This window comes from Ktedonobacteraceae bacterium (genome assembly GCA_035653615.1).
Taxonomy (GTDB): domain Bacteria; phylum Chloroflexota; class Ktedonobacteria; order Ktedonobacterales; family Ktedonobacteraceae; genus DASRBN01.
This window is the reverse complement of record DASRBN010000003.1, coordinates 119,722-140,515: the sequence shown is the minus strand read 5'-3', so window position 1 is coordinate 140,515 and position 20,794 is coordinate 119,722. Positions and strand designations below refer to the sequence as shown.

18 protein-coding genes are annotated in these 20,794 nt (G+C 52.3%); 6 read left to right on the top strand and 12 right to left on the bottom strand.

Annotated features, from left to right (window positions below):
* Positions 1 to 98 precede the first annotated feature (98 nt).
* Positions 99 to 1,052: a YafY family protein gene (locus tag VFA09_02120; GenBank protein HZU66048.1), complete on the top strand. Its 954-nt coding sequence runs from the start codon at positions 99 to 101 to the stop codon at positions 1,050 to 1,052.
* Between the two features lie 68 nt (positions 1,053 to 1,120).
* Here VFA09_02120 and VFA09_02115 read toward each other — a convergent pair whose 3' ends face one another.
* Entirely contained in the window at positions 1,121 to 1,255 is a 135-nt protein-coding gene (locus tag VFA09_02115) for a hypothetical protein (protein HZU66047.1), read from the bottom strand.
* A gap of 9 nt (positions 1,256 to 1,264) precedes the next feature.
* On the bottom strand, positions 1,265 to 1,501 hold the full coding sequence (locus tag VFA09_02110) for a hypothetical protein (protein HZU66046.1): 237 nt from the start codon (positions 1,499 to 1,501) through the stop codon (positions 1,265 to 1,267).
* A 222-nt stretch (positions 1,502 to 1,723) separates the two neighbouring features.
* Here VFA09_02110 and VFA09_02105 point away from each other — a divergent pair, with 222 nt between their 5' ends.
* Both VFA09_02105 and VFA09_02100 read left to right on the top strand, forming a co-directional pair.
* Entirely contained in the window at positions 1,724 to 2,341 is a 618-nt protein-coding gene (locus VFA09_02105; protein HZU66045.1) for an ABATE domain-containing protein, read from the top strand.
* Positions 2,342 to 2,385: 44 nt separating this feature from the next.
* Positions 2,386 to 3,186: an MIP/aquaporin family protein gene (locus VFA09_02100; GenBank protein ID HZU66044.1), complete on the top strand. Its 801-nt coding sequence runs from the start codon at positions 2,386 to 2,388 to the stop codon at positions 3,184 to 3,186.
* Positions 3,187 to 3,288: 102 nt separating this feature from the next.
* Here VFA09_02100 and VFA09_02095 read toward each other — a convergent pair whose 3' ends face one another.
* The 10 genes from VFA09_02095 to VFA09_02050 all read right to left on the bottom strand — a co-directional run bounded on the left by VFA09_02095 (position 3,289) and on the right by VFA09_02050 (position 18,477).
* Entirely contained in the window at positions 3,289 to 4,500 is a 1,212-nt protein-coding gene (locus VFA09_02095; GenBank protein HZU66043.1) for a TIGR00300 family protein, read from the bottom strand.
* A gap of 19 nt (positions 4,501 to 4,519) precedes the next feature.
* Complete coding sequence (gene cas4 / locus VFA09_02090; protein ID HZU66042.1) at positions 4,520 to 5,083, bottom strand: CRISPR-associated protein Cas4; 564 nt, start codon at positions 5,081 to 5,083, stop codon at positions 4,520 to 4,522.
* Between the two features lie 3 nt (positions 5,084 to 5,086).
* The gene (locus tag VFA09_02085) at positions 5,087 to 5,494 is read right to left on the bottom strand and encodes a hypothetical protein (protein HZU66041.1); all 408 of its coding nucleotides are present in this window, start codon (positions 5,492 to 5,494) and stop codon (positions 5,087 to 5,089) included.
* 107 nt (positions 5,495 to 5,601) lie between these two features.
* A complete protein-coding gene (locus VFA09_02080) occupies positions 5,602 to 7,944 on the bottom strand; it encodes a hypothetical protein (protein ID HZU66040.1) in 2,343 nt (780 codons plus the stop codon).
* Positions 7,945 to 8,503: 559 nt separating this feature from the next.
* On the bottom strand, positions 8,504 to 8,641 hold the full coding sequence (locus VFA09_02075; protein ID HZU66039.1) for a hypothetical protein: 138 nt from the start codon (positions 8,639 to 8,641) through the stop codon (positions 8,504 to 8,506).
* Positions 8,642 to 9,020: 379 nt separating this feature from the next.
* The gene (locus tag VFA09_02070; protein ID HZU66038.1) at positions 9,021 to 10,400 is read right to left on the bottom strand and encodes a hypothetical protein; all 1,380 of its coding nucleotides are present in this window, start codon (positions 10,398 to 10,400) and stop codon (positions 9,021 to 9,023) included.
* Positions 10,361 to 10,933 (bottom strand): hypothetical protein, encoded by a 573-nt coding sequence (locus VFA09_02065; GenBank protein ID HZU66037.1) that lies wholly within the window; start codon positions 10,931 to 10,933, stop codon positions 10,361 to 10,363. Before VFA09_02065 ends, VFA09_02070 begins: the two co-directional genes overlap by 40 nt.
* Positions 10,930 to 12,891 (bottom strand): NERD domain-containing protein, encoded by a 1,962-nt coding sequence (locus VFA09_02060; GenBank protein ID HZU66036.1) that lies wholly within the window; start codon positions 12,889 to 12,891, stop codon positions 10,930 to 10,932. Before VFA09_02060 ends, VFA09_02065 begins: the two co-directional genes overlap by 4 nt.
* Positions 12,891 to 17,036, bottom strand: a complete 4,146-nt coding sequence (locus VFA09_02055; GenBank protein HZU66035.1) for a DEAD/DEAH box helicase — start codon at positions 17,034 to 17,036, stop codon at positions 12,891 to 12,893. Before VFA09_02055 ends, VFA09_02060 begins: the two co-directional genes overlap by 1 nt.
* 559 nt (positions 17,037 to 17,595) lie before the next feature.
* Positions 17,596 to 18,477, bottom strand: a complete 882-nt coding sequence (locus VFA09_02050) for an integrase (GenBank protein HZU66034.1) — start codon at positions 18,475 to 18,477, stop codon at positions 17,596 to 17,598.
* Positions 18,478 to 19,242: 765 nt separating this feature from the next.
* Here VFA09_02050 and VFA09_02045 point away from each other — a divergent pair.
* The 3 genes from VFA09_02045 to VFA09_02035 all read left to right on the top strand — a co-directional run bounded on the left by VFA09_02045 (position 19,243) and on the right by VFA09_02035 (position 20,676).
* Entirely contained in the window at positions 19,243 to 19,686 is a 444-nt protein-coding gene (locus VFA09_02045; GenBank protein ID HZU66033.1) for a hypothetical protein, read from the top strand.
* Positions 19,687 to 19,706: 20 nt separating this feature from the next.
* Positions 19,707 to 19,958 carry a hypothetical protein gene (locus VFA09_02040; GenBank protein ID HZU66032.1) on the top strand — a complete coding sequence of 84 codons (252 nt, stop codon included), beginning with the start codon at positions 19,707 to 19,709 and terminating at the stop codon, positions 19,956 to 19,958.
* A 136-nt stretch (positions 19,959 to 20,094) separates the two neighbouring features.
* Positions 20,095 to 20,676: an HDIG domain-containing protein gene (locus VFA09_02035; protein ID HZU66031.1), complete on the top strand. Its 582-nt coding sequence runs from the start codon at positions 20,095 to 20,097 to the stop codon at positions 20,674 to 20,676.
* Positions 20,677 to 20,794: the final 118 nt, after the last annotated feature.

Genomic DNA, 20,794 nt, shown 5'->3' with positions numbered 1-20,794 from the left:
TTTCGCCTATTATTATATGCGTATAGCATTACCCCACGACATACCGAGATTTGAGAGAAGGAAAGAAGCGAGATAGCTTCTTCTAAGAAACTGAACATATGTACTTCCCAGCCACTCGCGTACTCACCATACTGGAACTACTGCAATCGCGGCAGGCACTGAGCGGCCCGGAGCTGGCCGAGCGCCTGGAAGTCAATACGCGCACGGTACGCCGCTATATTACGATGTTGCAGGACCTGGGCATTCCTGTCGAAGCCGAACGCGGGCGCTATGGCGCTTACCACCTGCGGCCCGGTTTCAAGTTGCCACCGCTGATGTTTACTGAGGACGAAGCGCTTGCTCTTACCCTGGGACTGCTCGCGGCCCGTCGACTTGGATTGACCGCTGCTGCTCCAGCCGTCGAGGGTGCGCTTGCCAAAATTGAGCGCGTGCTGCCTCTCACCTTGCGCCAGCGCGTACAGGCCATCCAGGAAACACTGATCCTGGATTTCCCTCAAACGGGAGCAACGCCCAGAAGCGAAGTGCTGCTGGCGTTAAGCGCCGCCGCTCAACAATGCCACCGCGCCTGGTTGCGCTATCTCTCCTGGCAAGGCGAGGAAACGGAACGTGCCGTCGACCTCTATGGCCTGGTCTATCGAGGCGGGTACTGGTACGCGGTTGGGTACTGTCACCTGCGCCAGGGATTGCGCGTGTTCCGGCTAGATCGCATTTTACACGCCGAGATGCGCGATGAAACCTATACGCGCCCAGGCGATTTCGATGCCCTGGATTATGTGATGCGCTCGATTGTACAGGTACCTGCTACCTGGTCCATCGAGGTGCTGCTGGAAACAACGTTAGAAGAGGCGCGTCAACGTGTGCCACCGGTCATCGCTACTTTAGAACAGGCACCCGAAGGAGTACTACTGCAATGTTCCGTTGGCAATCTTGGCTGGATCGCGCACTTTCTGGCCGGCCTGGATTGTTCCTTCGTTGTGCGCAATCCACCTGAGTTGCGTGATGAACTGCGGAAACTTGCCGAAAAGTTAACACGGATTGTCGAACGTACATAGTAGGGGCGCGAGCTTGCTCCGCCCTCGGACATCTAGCTATACCTGGGCGGAGCAAGCTCGCGTCCCTACTAGTGGAAAGCTTTCCAGGCCCTGCGCTTTACCCATTCCTGGCTATCAATTTCATCCCTGCTATCGCTTCCCCATCTCAGGGCCGCGAGAGCGGTGACAATCATCATCACACACAGAACAATAATCTCCATCATAGTCTCCTCTCAATGATGTGGCGAGGCGGGCCATAGAGAAGCTGGCTGCCCGCACTTGCCGAAATGCTCCAACTGCCTGCCCCATCTCACCATCTGACTTCCCAGCCAATGCGCGAATCTTTGACGGAAGCCTCTCCTTATGCGATCCTTGACCTTCGCCAGGCGAGCCATCCTCTCCAGTTCCGCTTGCCTTAAAAGCTCTTCGCGTCCCCTACGGAGCGTCTCATACTCAAACATGGGATGCATAGATCTGCTCCTTTCCAGGCTTGCCAGGATGAGCTTTTTCTTCCATACTCACTCACCCGGCCCATTCATTCCACGCTGTCCCTTGACAGGAATATGCTTAACCATCTATATTGTTATTACTGGTTAGATTATAATAGAGAAATGCTAACCTGTCAAGTGCATTTTGATAGTTATTTCGCGATGTGATAGAGTATAGGGAGTGAGAAGAGGAGGAGAGTTTACATGGTTGAGTATAAGATACAAACGCCGACATTTGATTTAACCGGTGGAGATTTGAGCCTGGATTTTGTCAACACCGTTGATGACCGCCCTACTACTTCGCCCCAGGAAAACCTCAACAGCTACAATGACCTGGTGGCCTTTAGCGAGCAGGCGCAAATCATGACGACAGAGGAGGCCCAGCAGCTACGCGAGCAGGCTAAAAAACATCCGGCAAGAGCATCAGAGGTATTTGAAAGGGCTATCGTTTTGCGTGAAGCCCTGTTTCGCATTTTCAAGGCGGTCACACAGGACGAATCGCCGGCAACTGAAGACCTCAAGCTACTGAATGCCGCGCTATCTGAAGCTATGAGCCACGCCTGTCTCGTGCCACAAACAGAGGGGTTTCAGTGGAATTGGGCTGCCGGACCAGAAAACCTGGATCGCGTCCTCTGGCCGGTAATTCGCGCTGCCGCTGACCTGCTGACCTCAGACGAGTTGGACGATGTGCGAATCTGTGCCGCTGAAACATGTGACTGGTTGTTTCTGGATACCAGCAAAAATCACACCAGGCGCTGGTGCAACATGAAAACCTGTGGGAATCGCGCGAAGGCTAAGCGGCACTATGAGCGAACTCGCTAAGGGGAAGAAAATTTGCTAAGGTTCTCGCGAAAGGGTTGATCACGTTGAGAAACTCCGGGCAGAAGTTGCCTGATTCCTACAAGCAAAAAGAGGGCGGAGTTCAGAATACGACCTTTTTACTGCTGCGACGTTGCCTGGCAGAATTTTTGGGGACATTCGCCTATGTCTTTTTTGGCGCCGGAACAAGAATACTGCTGGGGAGAAGTGGCGCAGCAGGCTATTTGATGATCTACCTGGTTTTCGGGCTCACCCTATTGATTATGACCTATGCCCTCAGGCATATCTCAGGCGCGCCCTTCAATCCGGCCATTACTTTAGGCCTGGCGCTGGCGCGTCGTTTCCCATGGGGGCATCTTGTTCCATACTGGATAGCCCAGTTTGCAGGCGCGCTATGCGCGAGCGCTCTTCATTTAATCTTATTCTCCAAACAGGCTACAGCGGCACAGTTCGGTGCAACTATTCCGACCGTCGGATTGATCCAGGCGGTGGTGATAGAAGCCATCAGTACATTCTTCCTCATGCTGGTCGCCATGTCTACCGCGACAGACCGGCGCGTTTCTCGTGCCGCCGTAGGGCTTGCGGTTGGATTCACCATCACGCTGTGTGGTATATTCGCCGGTGCACTGACCGGAGGCAGCATGAATCCGGCGCGCAGCCTGGCTCCTGCGGTGTTTGCCGGCGGAAGCGCGCTTGCCGAAGCCTGGGTCTATCTCTTAGGCCCTGCATTGGGAGCGATTCTGGGCGCGCTGGTCTACGAGTATATGCGCGGCGGGCCAGAATACGTAAGAGATATCATTGAGGATATCGTGCCAGGTTTAGATGATGACAAGAAGCGCGCGCAGTGATGTTCTCCTAAGAGGCCTGGCTGGGCATTTTTTACCGGACATCGCCGGCGCACGCTTCCTTACTCCTGTTAACCGGGGATATGTGATTGTTAGAGCATTATTTTATGACAGAGCTTCTGCCAACTCTCTTAAAAACAGCTCCGCGTCCGTAATCAGTCCTGCCGCCTGGAAGCTGCCCCTATCGGCCAGTTTGGTCACGACCGAGGGGTTGATATCAACCACCACCGTGCGCACCGTTGCGGGTAGCAGGTTGCCTGTAGCGATGGCATGCAGCATCGAGGCCACGATAATTGCCATCTCAACACCTTTCAGTGCCTCGCGCATGCGTTTCTGCGCCTCTTGCATATCATTGATGACGCCGGGCATGGGGCCGTCGTCGCGAATTGAACCCGCCAGCACCATCGTGACATGATGTTTTTTTACTTCGTAGGTAATGCCTTCTTTCAACAGGCCCGTCTCAATGGCCTCCTCCACAGAGCCAAGCGCGCGTATGGCATTGATCGCCCTTAAGTGGTTGCGGTGCCCACCTTCCACCTGCTCGCCGGTGCGTAGATCGACACCCAGCGAGGTGCCGAACAGTGCAGATTCGATATCATGTGTGATAATGGCATTACCGCCGAAGATGACCTGTACATACCCACGACGAATCAGGTCTGCGATATAACGACCGGCTCCCGTATGGATGACGGCAGGGCCAAGCACGAATAGAATCTTGCCACCACGGGCACGCGTCTCTTGCATCTGGCGAGCAATTTCGTGAATGGCGAGTACTTTGGCCTTTTCGGAAGAAACGGTGCTTTGCATGAAGGCGAATGATTCGCGCTCGCGAGCGCGCTCGAATGGATGCACGCGAATGCCATTATGCCCAACCACTACCTCATCGCCCACGCGCACTTCATGCATTGGCCGCGTAAATGCCCGGCCATGCTCGCGGTCAATGACGATGGCGACATCCATCTCGATATCCTCAACATCGACCCATTGGCCGTTCAAACGCACCTGCGTGGGCAGATTGGTGGTTGAGTAGAATCCGGCAGGCAGCACGCCGTTTTGCTCAACGATAGCGGTTAACGCATCATCGCCATGCAGCAGCGTTGCGCCAAATTGCTGCAATTCTGACAGGATCAGCTCCAGCGTCTCGTCGTCGGGTGCCTCTACCTTCAGGCGCGCGTAACTCGGCTCCGTCTTGCTGGTGCCGACACGCATCTCTTCGACGACAAAGTTGCCACCTCGATCCATGATGACATCCCATGCGCGGGGCAAGGTCCACGAGTCGATAATATGACCATGGAGTTCTATTACTTCATCTGACATATGTTTCCACTTTCTACTATTATTTGCCCCGTCCCACCGGACAGATTGGTTGAAATGTGCAGGAGCGGCATTTCGTTGCTTTCTGCTTTGTGAGAGGCGGCGGTTCCTTCTCACTGCATTTTGCCATTTCAGAGAGCAAACGGATCACTTTTTTTTTGAGCGCCGGTGTATATTCAATGGTGAATTCGCGGTCGGCGTATTTCAGGATACCGTGCGTGGGTGGCTGCTCGAAATAATCTTCCAGAATCAGGCAATAGGCGGCTAGCTGTATGATGTGGTTGCTGTAAGGCGCTGTTACATCATGCACGCCTGGTTTGAGTTCAATGGGAACCGGGCGACCATTGGGCAGCTTCACCACGTAGTCCGGTTTACCTGCTAATGGGTAGGCGCTGGACGATAATGGCTCACCCTGGCCATCGGCATCTTCATAGACGAGTTCGCCTTCGGGTAAACCGAGCATACGGTGCTTTTCGCGAATGAGGCGTTCTCGCCGGACGCGACGTTCGTTCAGAATCAGTATGAATAATGCCAGGGCAGCCAGTAATAGCCCAAGTCCTATCGTAAGCAAAAGGCTGTTCAGCATACTTCACCGTAGCAGTATGGACGCAACTATAAGCGCCAGTCCTATCAATACTATCACTATAGCGGCCAGAGCCATGATGCGCATTCTACCTGTGGCTCTCGAACTGGCCCGTACTTGCTCCTCGATCTCCTCTACAGCTTCGGCGTGTTCGCTATGTTGCTGCACACCCTGATCAAAAGCGCCCCGGCGCAATAACAGCTGCTCGACCACCTGGTAATCGGGCAGCGCTGTAGCCTGCGGCCCATGCTCATGTTCGAGTTCCACCAATCGGGCAAACAATTCCTCGGTATCGGATTGCGCCATTGGCTCGAAATGTTCATACCACCAGGCCAGCGGGCAGTATTCAAATTCCGCAACCTCGCTGGCGGTAAAAAGGCGGCGTTTTGCTTGTGGTCGCTGCTGTTGTTGCATAGTGCCGTTCCACTTGATTTTTTCGGGTTCGATAGTATACTGCTCCTACCGCAAGCGGTAGGAGCCAGGCCCTTTCTCGACCTCCCGTTTGGAAATTGGGATTGAAACTATCCTAAAGGGGCCGATTCCTGGATGCCGGCCAGCCCAAGCTGATCCGCTATCTTCGACATCGCCGAAATTACGTTGGCGATATGTTCGTCGAGATCGATGCCTAGTTCCTCGGCTCCCTTGACAAGGTCATCGCGGTTCACACCGGCGGCGAAGCCTTTCGTTTTCATTTTCTTGCGCACCGAACTGACTTCGAGGCCAATCAGGCTTTTATTGGGGCGCACCAGGGCTGTTGCGCCTAGGTTCAAATCCCCATCAAATAGACTTGCCAAATCTTCCACCTTTTCAGATAAGAGCCATAGCGCGTACAGTGGCGCTTCCACTCTGGCCGTGTTGTCGCAGGCTATTTTAACATATTGAAGCGTCGTCTCATAGTCCCTGAACAGGTACTGGCCGTCCAGTTTCGGCATGAAGTCCAGAAAACAGGCAAACTGGGGAACCTCATCTTTGTTTGAATGTAGGCGATAGAGATGGTTGACGCTGGCATGGCGCTGTAAGCCACGCCAGGTTCGGGTTGGCAGCAGTTTCAGTATTTCTAGCCGCTTGGCATGAGGCCAGTACTCTCGCAAGATTGCTGTTTCCTCGTCACTTAACACGTCGCCGCGCGTCGGCGTGACTTTCCAGAGATAGGCAATGTCAATACGAGGACAAACGGCATCCAGCCAGTCAATGGAGAGCCTAAGCCAATGAGGTGAGACCACCTCGACTTCTATGCGATTAATGAGCAAACTAAAAGCTCGCTGCCGCTGTTCTAGGTCGAACGTCGGCCAAACGGCCTCAAAGTTACCGAGCAGTGAATGGAGTTTGGCGATTTCCTCGGGGCTGTCAATGATACCTAACTTATCCTTTTTCGCTTCCAACTGTTCTTTGGTCTGTAGCAGCTCGTCCGCCTGCGCTTGCAGCCTAGCGTAGAGCGGGTCTTTGCTGCTGGTGGCGAGCCGCTTTTCCGCATTCTCAAGTAGCTGCAACTCCAGCCCCTTTAACTGCTCGTGAATACTGACAAAATCCTCCGATTGCTGGTCATAGACCTGTTCCAGGGCGGTCTTCACGCGATCCTTCAGATTCTTATCCGCGGCCTCAAGCTCTTTCAAGCGTTCGATCACCACGTTATCAAAATGGACTACCGGAATCCGAAAGAGCTTATCCGTCAGAATGCCGCTGGCTCGCTGGCTGCGGGCTACATAGCAGCCGTCATCGACGGTGGTGAAGGCTGTCCTATCAGGAGAAGGAGGGGTTGCGAGTAGTCTGCCGTGGAAGAGGGCGTCCGGTGGCGTATCACGGGTATTTCTAATGCGCGTGACTCCCCGGTTACTCTCAACCACTTCGCCTTCGAGCGTATAGCCTTTAATCCTGGCGTACCCTTCGGCAAACAGCGCATAGTCCAAAATAGCCGGATGATGATCGACGATCGTGTCAGGTTTATCCGCATCCGGCATCCACCACCCGATATACATCTCATTGGTCAGCCAGCGCTTAATGACCTGCGGTCCGCGCGGTTTATAGCCCACGCCTGGTATATGCCGCAGGTTTGTTCGGAACATAAACCGCTCTCTATCCTCTCCAGGTATTTCTGGAAACAGGAAGACCATCCGTGCGACTTCCTTATTGAGCTTGCCCATGTCCCAATCCAGCGCTTGCGCCCTCAAAGCCAGCTTGCGTATTTCTTTGGCCCATGGTTCATAGACAACGATCATCTGGTTCTGTTTTTTCCCTTTGACGACCAAACCGGGCGGCAAGCCTCTGCCGTCGTATCCCCCTTTATCCGCCTTGTTCTGCTTGCACTGGTTGGCGTGCTTGATCGGCCCCTCAATATAGGCGTATGCCTCTCTCATCTTGTCCTGAAAGGCACGCAGGTCCTGGTAATCGGTAAAGTCATAGACCCTGGTCTCATCGTAACGCGCCACCGATGAAATAGGCGGCACGATCAGCTTAATCCGCTTTTCTTCGGCCAGTTTGGTAAAGACGCCCACCTGGTCCATGTGCTTGTTGCGAAACAGCCTGTCTTCTCTGGCCAGGACGATGGTGCCGATAATTCCCTTGTTGATGTCCTGATAGAGACGGTCGAGTACCTTTCTCTGGTCAATGCGTTTTTGCCCCGATACTCCCGACCCTTCATCATACAAACGAACGTCCGGCTCGTCGTCGCCATACAGCAACCTGCCGTAATCTTGTAGCCCCAACTGAGTTTCTCGGCTTTCTGCTTGTGCCGTGTCAGCCCCGTCTTTTGATTGCCTCACTAATACGGCAACTGCCCGTGTCTTATCTATCTCAGGCAATGCTCCGATGTCGTAACTCGGACGGTTTTCTGCTTGGCGAAGTTTGAATGCTCTGGGTTCCGGCATTCTCTTGTTTCCTTTCTTGGCTCAAGCACAATCTCTACAGAATTATACAACTTTCATAGGGCGCAGTCAGAAGCGACTGTTGCAGCAATCCTGCGTACGGAAATCCCTATGACGGTTCTGACCATTTCCCGGCAGATTTCCTTACTCCCCTCTGAAACGGCCTGGGACAGACTACGAAGACAACCTGAGAGTATCAGTCCCTTCTGTTCGCCCTGCCCCTTAGGCAACATGTCCTTAGAACTTCTCTGCTTCTCTATTCTGATCAGCACCGAACGAGGCGGAAGTTGTGCCGCTTTCCCGCCGACCGGTTGTATCATACCAGTAGGGGCTCATGAGGCCTTCACGTAAATTCACGATAACCTCACGGGCTGGTCCGCGCCGCGAGGGATGCGCCATGCAGCCGTCAGAGGGCCACGTCTGAAGAAAGATCAGCCAATCATTGAAGAGCCGAAGGACACACCGGTGGCTTGCAAAAATGTCGGGGTGAAAGGTTCTTACCTCTCCAGCCCTGGGCCGTGGATCCACAGCCGTTTTAGGCGTCCTCATCGGCACTCTCCTCTCAGCGGTCGAGCATGCGGAGGAACACCGCCCCGTTGGATTGCTTCTCGTTGTTCATGTACCACCGCTTCTCACTCTCCTCCTTTTTGTGCAGCTGCTTTCCATCGACGCAGGCAGTGTAACCCTGCGCTTCGGTCAAAAGCCGATGTTCCCCCAGGTATCGGGCGCGTTGCACCTGGGAAAAAGGTGGGCTGCACCTGGGAAAAAAAGAATAGTAAGGGATGGACAGAAGGCCTTGTATTTGTGAAGCTCGGTTTGAACCAAAATTATTCAGCAGTAGCGCAGCAATCATTGCAGATCGCCTGACGAGGAGATATCCGCTGCCCCTTGGCAGGCATACGCGCCAGTCAGAGAGAGCAAATGGGTAGGGCCGAGCCAACAGCCGGCTCGGGAAGGAATAGACCAACCCTCTTCAGAGGTGGCCTCGCCCAGGCAGCCACCAAAAACAGTTATCAGTATTCGCCGTTTATCTGATTGCGCGCGGCTATTCCAACACCCTTTGCTGGTCAGCCAGATAATCAGGCCTTTGCCTCGGGACCTTTCGCCGGCCGAACATTCACCGCAATTTTGCTCGCTTTACCTCGCTTCTGATCGAAGGAGTCTTCCGTCTCAAACTCTACCCACATGTTCAGTTCGGGCTTGCCTCTGAAAGTGTTGAACTTAAAATGAAATCTGCCTTCGTCATTTGTCACGAAACCAAAGCGTTTCTCCTCATCAAGAAAGGAGATGCGCCCACGCTGGGTGGGTTGCGCTGACTTGATTGTCTTTTGCCATGTCACACGGCATGGTTTGAGCGCAGATGATAGAGTTGGTATTCCATCTTCGGAGACGATTCGCAGTTGGTCCGCGTGCAGTCTTTGGAACTCATGAAGATGCTGCTCGGTCCTTTCTGCATAGCGTTTGCTGCCCAGCTCCAATTCAATAATCCAGATAAGCCGCAAGTGTTCATAGACGGCTTGCCAGTTTGCAAGTCGCTGCAGCACCTCACACATCGACTTGAGTATGAGGATACGACCGTGGGGATCGCCGGGCATCATCGCTGCTCTGCTAAACCACAGCAGGGCATCTTCGTCCTGGCCAAGTCGAACATGAGCATTGGCGATATCGCTTTGTATATACCATTGTTTGGGAAAACGCATATTGAGATACTCGAGTTGCTTTAATCCATCTTCTACCTGTCCCATGCGTATTTTCGCTAGCGCTTCCCAACGCTGGAAATGAAAACTCTCTTGAGGGAACTTCTCACTGGCCTCGCGAGCATGTGTGATACATTCGTCGTATCGCTCCAATTCAAGCAAGGCACGTGTAATGGCAAACGCCCATCTCTGATAATCAGAAAGTAAACGCCTTCCATTGAGCTCTTTCTGCTCAAGCGATAGCATCTGTGGGTCAAGTTGTTGCGCGAACTCGAGCACCAAATCCCACTTTTTAAGTAACTTCGCCTCTTTACAAATAGCAAATGCAGCTTGCTTTCTTGCAAAAAGATCGGTAGTCAGCCGAAAGATAGTTCTGCCTGCTTTTACCTTTGTAGTAAGGTCAGCCGAGGGTGCTATTTGCTCTGGCGCTTGATCGTCAATATTTTCGGCTTCTTCTATCTCATCTCCTTCAGCGTCTTTAAGATAGCCATAGTAGAGCGCCCAGGCCCATTCTTTTTTGATATACTGGTCGTCTGAAAATTGCTGCTCAGCTTGCCGGGCAAATTTTGCAGCCACGCGAGCAGCCTCGTCTCCAGTTCTGCATAAGCAATGGATATACTTGGAGGCTGCATAACTATCATGGCACAGTTCAAAGGCTTTCTTGAAGAGTTCGGCTGCTTCACTAAACCGCTGCGCCTTGCGCAGTTGTTCACCTTCATCTTTTAGTTGACGGCATTGTTGATATTGCAGAGAGTCAGACATCGAGTGAGATACTCCTTCGCTTGGTGATAATCAGCGGTGTCGGGTGTATCAAGCGCAGCCAAAAGTGCTTTGCAATTAAGAGAAGGGCATGCCGGGTCGTCCAGAACCATCCGTATAGATTCCCTGGTGCGTTGGCAAATGATGGAGAAATCTATATTATCATTGGCAAAAGGTGTGAGCAGTGCGAGGCATGCCAGTGCATTGGCGAAATATGCTTGCAATCTTTGCTCTTGAGTTGGCGCAGACGATATTTCTGCTAATGTTTGAGATGTTTGTCTAGACGGCTGCCCGAACAACGGCTGAAGCACTGGCAGAATAGCCTGCTTGAGCCACTCTGTATTAGCAACCGGCTTCCAGCTTTGCTGCTTCGCCTTGTAGTAGAGGGTAAGGGTATGATCCTTGCCCTCGTGCTGCCAGGAGAAGTTGATAGAGTACTCACTCGTCATGCGGTAGAACGGCTGCGATATACCTGCTGCACTACACTTCGCACAGACCTGGGCAGCCTTTTCCCGTAACAGTTCCTGGTAGCTCATCTGATACGTTCTCCCTGCTCCTGCAACTCCAGCAGTTCTCGGATAAAGCGGTTATGCGCCTGCGTGTAGTAGAGAAAAACTTCTCGTATGGCTCTGGTCAGCGCGACAAAAACCTTGATACGGCTCCTGCGCGCTTCATGTTCCAGCGTTTCTGCTGTTTGGAACATCGAGGCGCTATTGAGACTACCGTCAGCCAAACGATCTATGTCGAGGATGTAAACATATTCACGCTCCAGTCCCTTCGACATAGTAAATTCCGCGAGGATGACTTTGCGCTCATCAGTGCTGATTTCGTTTGCCCAACAAACAGGAACAGCGCGAGCGGCCAGCATGGAATGCAGGGCTTTGAGGGTATCCGGCAGGGCGATGCATAACACTTGTTCGGGTCTGGTGCGATTTGCAACACATTCTGCAATGTACTCGCAAACGGTGTTCAGCAACTCCTCTGATGTCGCACCCCATTTAAAGACAGGTCGCGTCATCATCTCGTTCTTCGGCTTGATTTTTTCTTCGTATCCCTGTTGCTGGAGTTCGTAAGCGATAAAAGGGTCCCGCCGCAAAAATGACCAGGCCAGCCGCGCGATATATTTAGGGCTGCGGTACATCTGGTAACTGGCCGGTATACGAATGCGATCTTCTGCCAGTTGCAGCTCACTCAAGTTGTGGCTGCGATCAAACAACTTTTGCCCGATGTCCCCAACCATAAAGACGTTCTCTCGCTTCTTCAGGAGGCACAGCGCCACGTCCAGAAAGAAATCGCTAAAATCCTGAACCTCATCGACCAGTAAATAGTCATACAAGCGGAAGCGTTCGCCTTGCTCATAAAGGACATCCTGGCACTTCTCTGGGAGTTTGATCTCAAGGTATTCGTCTGGGGTACTCAGTTGGCTTTTTACCTGTGTGTGCCATGCTTCTGCTCCTGGCGCTCCTAAATACGCTACTAGAATATTTTCCATGAGTTCAGTTATATGCCTGATCTCAATAGTTTGTTTATACCGAGGGGCGTCGGGCGAGCTTTGATTCTTGATCTTGAGGTCTAGCAAGCGGCGCAGGTCTAGTGCCAGAGGCTCGCTATAGGTCAGCACCAGCACGCGAAAGCCAGGAGAGCCGAAATGCTTGTTGACGAGATGCATAGCGCGCGACAGGAGGATATTGGTCTTGCCACTGCCTGCCACCTCGAGCATATAGTTCTTGCCCATGATCTGGTCGCTGAACGCCCACTTTTGCTGTTGTTCATCCATGAGCAACAACTTATCGTAGCCGCGAGCGTTTGTGGAGAGATCTCCTACGCGCAGCTTAGGAGGAATGAGCGCACTGACGGTTTGGACGATCTCAGCTTCTGTATAAAGTTCCTTCCTATTGCGTCTGGCAAGTCGCTTCAGTAGCTCTAGTGGATTATCCCAATAGCGATCCAGCATATCGCCGAAGATGGTTTGCTCTACATCGAGAAGGAATCGCTCCTGAACATGCCTCCTTGTACCTCCCTCACCCCGCACAAAGGTATTTTCAAATTCTGCTCGCGTCAGCTTTGGAAAGGCAACAAAACCATGAACGTACACTGCCTGTTGCCCCAGTTCAGACTTCAGTAACTCGAGAATGGCATGGTGGTATTCTGCAACCTGGGCATAGGGGTTGCGTATCTGCACTTCATGGCCGAACTCGTCAATTTTAATGATATTGTATTGATCGAAGTTTGGCCAGTTAAAGGTATTGCGGCGTATGCTCCAATCTTTGACTTCCAAGACCACTAAACCTATTTCCGGACCAATAACGACAAAATCGGGGCGATCTTCGACAGCACCGATTCGTCTTCTTTCCTCGCTGGGAAGTGTTCGCAATTCGCGTAACACATAGTAGTTCTCAGGTAGTGCTTTTAAGAAGTTCAACATCTTTTGTTCTGCTTCTGCTCCCGCACCTGTGGGCGGAAGCCCGTAAAGCGGTAGTATGACCGGTGGCATTATTTCCCCCTTTCTGCTATCGAAGTCCAGTTCTCCCAGGTGCGCAGGGTTAGCATTACCTGGAAAAATGCTTCTTGCCCTTTTGTGACCTTCGCCTTCCCCTGCAACTGGTCATGAATATAGGAAGGATTGCATAGTATCTTTACGCTGCGCGCTCCAGTAGTAGCCTCTCCAAGAAGCGCATTATGGATCGTCTTGTAGATAGCTGTGTTCTGATCCTGTACACCCTTTTCGGAAACGTACATCCTGGTCGTCCCGGTGAGTCGATTCTCAGCCTGTACTTCGCTCCTACCGCGCCAATTCACTTTGAGGAGGAGGTCCATCTGCGCTGGAGTAGGAGTATTTAGAGGAAGGTAAGGGGGCAGCAAGGACATTCCCAAATAGGCGCGTAGAAATGATGCGGCCTGCTGGCGAGAGAGCGTTCCGGTGAGATATTGGGAGTTAAAGCTCAAGAGGCAATGGTAACATCCATTGTCGTCACACAAACAGCTTTCCAGCACCTGCAAGTGCCACTTCAAGAATTCCGACAAATGCTCAAAGATGCGTTCGAAGGGTATCAACCCGCCCTCATCCTGTCCATACAGGAAGATATATTTTTGACTACTATCGCTGACTCGAGTATCAGGCGAAAAAAGCTCGACATTTGAGGCAACGCGCAACTCGCCGTCATCCAGATTAAAGTAATCAGGAATGCTGCGCAGGAGTATCGCCAGAAAGTTTGCACGGGTATCAGGTGGAAGTATCTGCTCAGCAAGGGATAGCAGAAGTCCATCGCGCGTCAGGGCCGCTCCTACGCGATAATCACCATCCTGGTCATGAAATGGAACAGCGATTGGAAACCCTGTTTCGCTTTCTCTAAAGTCGAGCATCCCCTCGTTGATAAAATAAAGCGCTCCCTTGCGGATCAGGTGGATACGGCAATATCCAGGCCCTTGCGTTTGTAGCTCTGCAACAGGCTCTCTCACGAGCAGTTCTCGCCTGACAAGATAAAGCGCATCTACATCGCGCCTGGCATAGACGTACTGCTCATCTCTTTCTTCTGCGATGAAGTGCCTAAAAGCTCGAAACTTCTGTCCTTCGGGATCTATCGCCTTATCATCATAGGCGTCGCCGCGAGGCTGATTCTGCTTAACGCGTACAGGACGCCCCCCACAGTAGACGATGCGTCCTGGGACCAGTTTTCGCACAGCCTCTTCCGGCTCGCGTCTGGTGAGAATCCCCGCCTCTCTGTCTTCTTTCTCGGAAACAAGCTGAGCAGGGTCGAGTAGCGGAACGCCATCTTTTCTGAAGCCGTAGTCGGGGAAAAGACCGCGCCTGTAGCCCTGCTCATGGTCTGAGATTTGATCTGCCAATCGGTGCATATCTTCGCGCAGGAAGTCGACCATCTCCTTGTACTCGTCGCCAAGTTCAGAACGAAGGTCGAGTTCATCGTTTGCGATCAACCGATCAACGCGATAACTGAATTTCTCACGGCTTTTGAATAGACCCAATTGCTTCCCTGCCAACAGATATGCATAAATATGAGCCACGAGTAATTTAGTATTGGCTAGGGAAAATTGTGGTGGTGAAATGGTGCCATCGATCATCTTGCGTGGGTCGGCTGCATAATAGGCATCGTAACTGCTACCCGAAGAAGAGAGCACAATGATGGTGGCCGAGCGAAGCATGCTGTTGCGTCCAGCGCGTCCTGCACGTTGCGCATAGTTCGCGGGACTTGGGGGGAAGCCAATCATAGCTACACAGCTAAGGCCGCCGATATCGACTCCCATCTCCAGGGTAGGGGTGCAGATCAGGGCGTGAATCTTCCCCTGAGAAAATCTCTGTTCATAATCTGCTCGCTCTTTACTCGTATGATCGGCTGTATGGCATTCGATGTGAGCCAGGGGCAGGTCAGAAGCAGCAGGCAGAGCCTGCTGAGAAGAGCAGGCGAGTGTGAGGTGTGCTGGGTTCAACTGGTAGAATTGCATCCCGCCCGGGGTTTGCTTGCAAACCAGTATGCCCTGAGTACGCAAACTTAGAAGCAAATCCTCGATATGTGCGGCACCAAGTTGCTCGATCACATGCCGGTAGATCTGCCCCTGTTCCCCCAGGGAGGTAACGTCATATCCTATCTCTTTTGCGCTCGCCAATCCCAGACCGTACTCTGTTGATACACGATATTTTTCCAGGTAAAAATGTTTAAGCTTCTCGGAACCCGTCGTGAGATTAAAAGCGCTTCTGTCTATCGCACCATGAGGAAAAAATACCTCTCTCAACAAAAGTCTTTCCTCCGCTGACAGGCTTTTTTCTCTGCCCTCATGTAGCCTGATCTGCCAAGAGTCGTATTCGTCTGGCCGGGTAAGCATTCGAGCAAACCAGAACGGCATTTCTCGCAAAATCTCGCCAAGAAGATCATCAGTCTCTTCTATGGTCTGTAGATATTGCTGGGCCTGCCCTGCCAAACGACGATACGCCGTGAGAAGAGGAAGCGGACCCGATGCTTCCCATTGCACAGCGGCCCAGATGGTAAGTGTTCGCTCAGCAATTTCATCACGCAGGCGAAAACGTATACCCGATGCCTTCTCCCGGTTATCGATGAAAGCCAGCATTTTTGAGTCGATCTTTGTATCGGGCTTGATAATTACCGCGTCCACGACACGCTGCACATTTTGCCAGTAAAGGCGGCGTGGCTCCAGTTCTAGTTCATGCAGCCAATCATCCTCGGCCAATCCAAGTATTGTTACCCCTTCAGAGTCGTCGCGAAGAGTGCGCAGCAGATAGCTCTCGTCATCTTCTTCAGCTTCTAGATCGGGTTCTATAGCAAAACGCTGAGCTGCCCCGCTGGAAGGAGACTCAATGAGAGATTGTACCAGGACAGTGTAGGTATGACGGGTATCACTATCCTGACGATGCAGGTGTGGCCAGAGCTTGTAACTATTGCACCTGGCAAGGCAGAGATCAGGTTGTCTCTTGCTCACTGAAAAGAGCAGACCATTGCAGGAGACACAATGCTTGCGCTGCCCATCGTGATAGCGCCCACAACGCAGGCAGCGAGTAAGATTCCCCTCAAGATTGCTAAGAATGAGGTGAAGACGGTAGTCAAGTAGCGCCTCTGGTACTGAAGGAGCGCCAGAACTGTGACGGAAGTTCAGATAATTCACCAGCCTCAAATAGGCGTAGACCATCTGTTTGGGCTGTCGCGGTTCCCGGCGATGATTGTCGTAGTACACGCGCCTGAATAACTCTGTCAACTCGTCGATTGTACAGGCTTTCTTTTGCAATTCTTCGCGCATCTTATTAAGGAGCAGGTTGCGTTTCGCGAACTGAAAGAGAGGATCAAGTTGCTTTCTTCCTGGAAAATAAGGTGGGAGCGGCATTCCGGCCAGATGATTCGCAAGTTTTCTGATAGCGGCTGAATCGGTCTGCGTTTCTGAGAAATCTTCTGGAGGCTGGTCTGTCCCGGGGACGGGATCAACTGCTCCTTCTTCAGGATGGAAGTCATCATAGATAGGGGTAATAAACTTGAAACGTTGCGTCGCTTCCTGGCCAAACAGCGATCGAGCGAATGTTTCGATTTGCTCCTGGTCGTTATCGCTGTAGTAGCCTCCGCCCTGGCGGAGTGTTGCGCTGGCGCCAATTTGAACTAACTGTCCCTTGTCTGCACAAAGTGTGCGTAATCTGCGCAATAGCAGGCACAGATTTGCCCCTTTTGTGCCTCGATAATAGTGTATCTCATCAACGACCAGAAATCGTAATGTGTGCGTTGATCGCTCAAACATGGAACGTGGGTGTTCCTTTGTAAGGAGCCGGTCTAGCATAACATAGTTGGTAATGAGAATATCGGGCGGGTTGTTTATCAAACGATCCCGCTCGCCCTGAGGTGTTGAGCCGACGAAGCTACCTACCGTTATACCGCGCTGCCCGGTTGCTTTTTTGATTCGCTGCAACTGATCGGCTGCCAGGGCATTGATGGGATAGAGAATAACTGCTTTGACTCCGCGTATTCCCCGCTGCTTCAGGCAATAATCGAAGATCGGGATAAGAAAGGATTCCGTTTTGCCGCTACCCGTACCAGTTGAGATAATGGTCGTATACGCATCCAAAATGCTCTCTATAGCCCGAACCTGGTGTACATAGAGATGGCTCTTTTCAAATTGAGGGAGCATCTCTTTTAGCTGATCATGGAGATTGCATCTAGCACAGAAATCCGCAAAAGTGCCAGATTCCCGTTTGTACGGTCGGTTGATCGAAAGGTAGACCTCATCGGTCGCGTAGAGGTCGCTAAGTATCTTTCGTTGCAGCTCTCCTGGACAACCAGAGGCTACTAGGGTACCCCTTAAGGGCTTCTGGTACTCTTCCAGAATGTTGAACGCCATCGCAATGGGATTAGTTGATCGCGAGGGCATAGGATACCTCACATTTCCACATCTCAAGCTCGGGAGGCAGGATTTTTTGTTTTACCGGGATACATCTTCAAATGATTTATATGATAAAATGCGGATTTACTATAGCATAGTAGAGGTGATATCACAAGCATTTGGATAGAGGTAAGCTGAGATTCGTCCTTTTGACTACAGGGCAGCCGGTGTCAATTCGGACCAGAGACGGTCTTGACCTGAATACTTGACGGGAAATGACGGAAAGACCTGGGTCGAAGACAGGATCAATGGTGCAAGGCTTTTGAGCGAAGAGGACAGACCTGTTCCAGCACTGAGAGGATGCTCACTAGCGCAGGTAATGCCGAAGCACCACATCCAGCCGATTATGTCCCAGGGCCCAGGAAACCTGTTGCGCTGCGACGGGGTCGTAGTCATCGCGCCTCAGTCGTCCTTCAACCGGAGGTAACGCCTGCCCTGGCGCCTGCTGCAGGTAGCGCCGTTGTGCCGAGTCGCGCCGGTAGCTATGCACATCCATGTGCCTGGGGATGTGGTCAAAGACTTTTTCGTTGGGAGCCCGTCCCTGGATGACGGCGAGTACATCCTCTTCATGACCGGACAGTACGGGAACCTCACGCGCTTTCCCTCCCTTGCCACTCTTCACATGGACGAAGAGCTTCCCATCGTCAGCCGTATACACATCGCGCACCCGTAGATCGCGCAGTTCTGCACGGCGCAGCCCACACGCTTGTGCGAATCGGATATGCGTTTGCCAATGCGTCGGCTGGAAGTGCCGATCATGGCTGGCCGGACCGCGGGAGCGGGTGATAGTGGCACGGGTACGCCTCGGGATGCTCACTGCTGCTGCCAGGCTCCAGTCGCCAAAGAACAGGCGCAGCGCGGCACGTTCTGTCTGCAGAGTATAGGGGCTTCTGTCAGTAGCAACATGTGCCGCGAGATACTGGGTGGCCAGGTCGTCGGCACGTTCGTCCAGCCAGGCCAAGCGAGTGATCCCGTGGGTCGTTCGCGCCCAGTTGATAAAGGCCAGCACATGCTGCTGGTAGACTTTACGGGTGGTGTGCGAGTGTATCTTGCCGGTGGAAGCGGTCCACTCTGTATCAGCAGAGGCGGCACGCTTTGCCTGCTTGGCCTGAAACCGACTCTCCCCAATCGCCATCAGGCGGTCGAGCCGCTCAATTGCCTCACGGATAATGCTCTTGCGAGAGCCCATACACTTGCCCTTCCTTACTTATACAGAAAGAACACACTCCAGTAGACGACAATCATGGTAAGGACATTCCTGCGAAGACTGGACTCGCTCCATTCGACTGAAAGCCTGCGCTCCGAGACAGCACTTTCAGCAGCTACGCTGTTTATACCTCCACGATGGGGGTGATGACGACGTAGCCTGTCCCTCGCTGAAAGGACAGAGAGTACGACGCTACGAAGACGCACTTCGAGAACGCACGACACGGACAACCTACGAGGACGACAGGTTGGTGCCCTCTTGTGGGGGAGCGGCTCAACCAACGATCTCCAGCCCGGTAAAGTAGGCAGGAGAGCGGGAGCGGCTCAACCAGCTTCCAAGGGGAGGCGGCCCTGATCCTTTGTAGCGGTTAGACCACTAGAGCAGGGATCACGCGCTTTGTTGTCCCTGGAATCTCCCTCAAGGGAGTGCTTCCAGCTCTAAACACCTTCAGTCTACCTGATCGAGACGGATCGCACCTGGGAAAGAAACTGGCTGCACCTGGGTGAAAGATGGAAGGAATGATCAGCTTATCCTATTCCATCTTTTTCTGCGCTTTTCCCAGGTACGTACCGCCTTTCGTCTCCCAGCAGCCCGTCCTTCTCGTAGGTCCTTACCGCCTTCACCTGCTACAGTGGAAGCGTGCAATGGTACCAGAGCACATCGCGGAGAAGGTCTGCCGTTCCTCTGTTGATCATGTCGGAGACCAACCTGAGAGGGGAGCGCAAAGGAAAGGTAAACATTGTAAGCATGAACGACCCGTTATCGCAGTTACGCAGGAATCAGACAACCTGGACAACGGCAAACGACAACAAGGCCAGCAAAACCGGCACGGGAAAGAAACCTTACGAAGCATTTGATAGCACAGGCAAGCCATCCCTCTATACCGAAATCCGTTGTGTGCTACAGTCTTCGCAATCGCCGCAAGCCCGATTTTTCCTGGCGGCGGTATTCAGCGCGGACTTTGACGATGCATTTACTTTGCTCTACAGCTTCATGGCCGTGGAGGTCAAGGGCAAGAACTTGAAAGAAGTTCGGCAGGCCATCCAGAATGGCCGCTGCGAATTCATCCAGGAATACCACGAAAACGAATTTCTTCCGCCTGCCAAAAGCGAGCCGGTCATTGAAAGCATACGCTTTATTGCTGGGGAGAAGCTGGGAGATATTCTCTCCACCTATAAAGAGGGGAAGTAATTGCCTTTGAGGGAGGCCGCATGTTCGATGATATGTTTGCTTTCATCGACCCGATCTTCGAGCTGAACGAAGAGGGCACCAGCTTCGTTATTCAGGCAGAGACCTTTTTTGAATTCCTAGAGAAAGCAGGCCTTGACAAGGTGGCAGATATGCCAGGGGGAGCAAAAATAGAAGTGCCTTTGGATATTGTCATGTCACTGCTCAGGCCCGATGAGCTGGAAAAGCTGCAAAAGTATATTACCGCTTATCTCTCCAGGCATGGGCAGCAGTGAAGCCTCGGCCTACTCCTGTCATACTCCGTGGAGCTGATGAAAGGCGGAACAGCTGGGGCAAGTGACAGGATATGCTATACTGGCAAAATGAAGTTAAATTCACTCGATGTTTTCTGGAATGGAGATACGGCAACCTATGCCTGGACGAGAAGATGCGTACCGTTTAATGACCGAACATGTAAAAAATGAAAACCTGCGCAAACATATGCTTTCAGTTGAAGCCGCCATGCGCTTTTATGCCCGCAAGTATAGCGAGGATGAAGAACTATGGGGCATGACGGGTTTGCTGCACGATGCCGATTATGAAGAGTATCCCGATCTGCATGAACATACACAGGTGCTGGCACAATGGCTGCGCAACGGTGGCTATGATGAACGGATTATCTATGCAATTCTAGCGCATAACGAGCTTAATACAAATCAACCGCGCAAGTCATTGATGGATCACGCCCTGTATGCCTGCGACGAGGTCACCGGGATAATTACGGCAACTGCATTGGTTCGGCAGAAGACGCTCCCAGGATTACCTGTCGCCTCAGTGCGCAAGAAGATGAAAACCAAAGGCTTTGCTGCCGGAGTAAACCGAGAGGATTTGGTAAAAGGCGCTGCCGAGTTAGGAGTGGACTTGGATGAGCATATTGCCAATGTGATTGAGGCCATGAGCAGCATTGCGGATCAGCTGGGACTGGCAGGTGTACCAGAAGCGGTCGCTGAGTAGCGCTTACTGGCGAAGAGCAAGAGAATACGCGGAGCATCGTGTGATTTTACCCATAAAATCAGAACTTTCCGTGAAGTATATCATGGCTTCATGCTTCGATTAGAAGCAGTTCTACCGT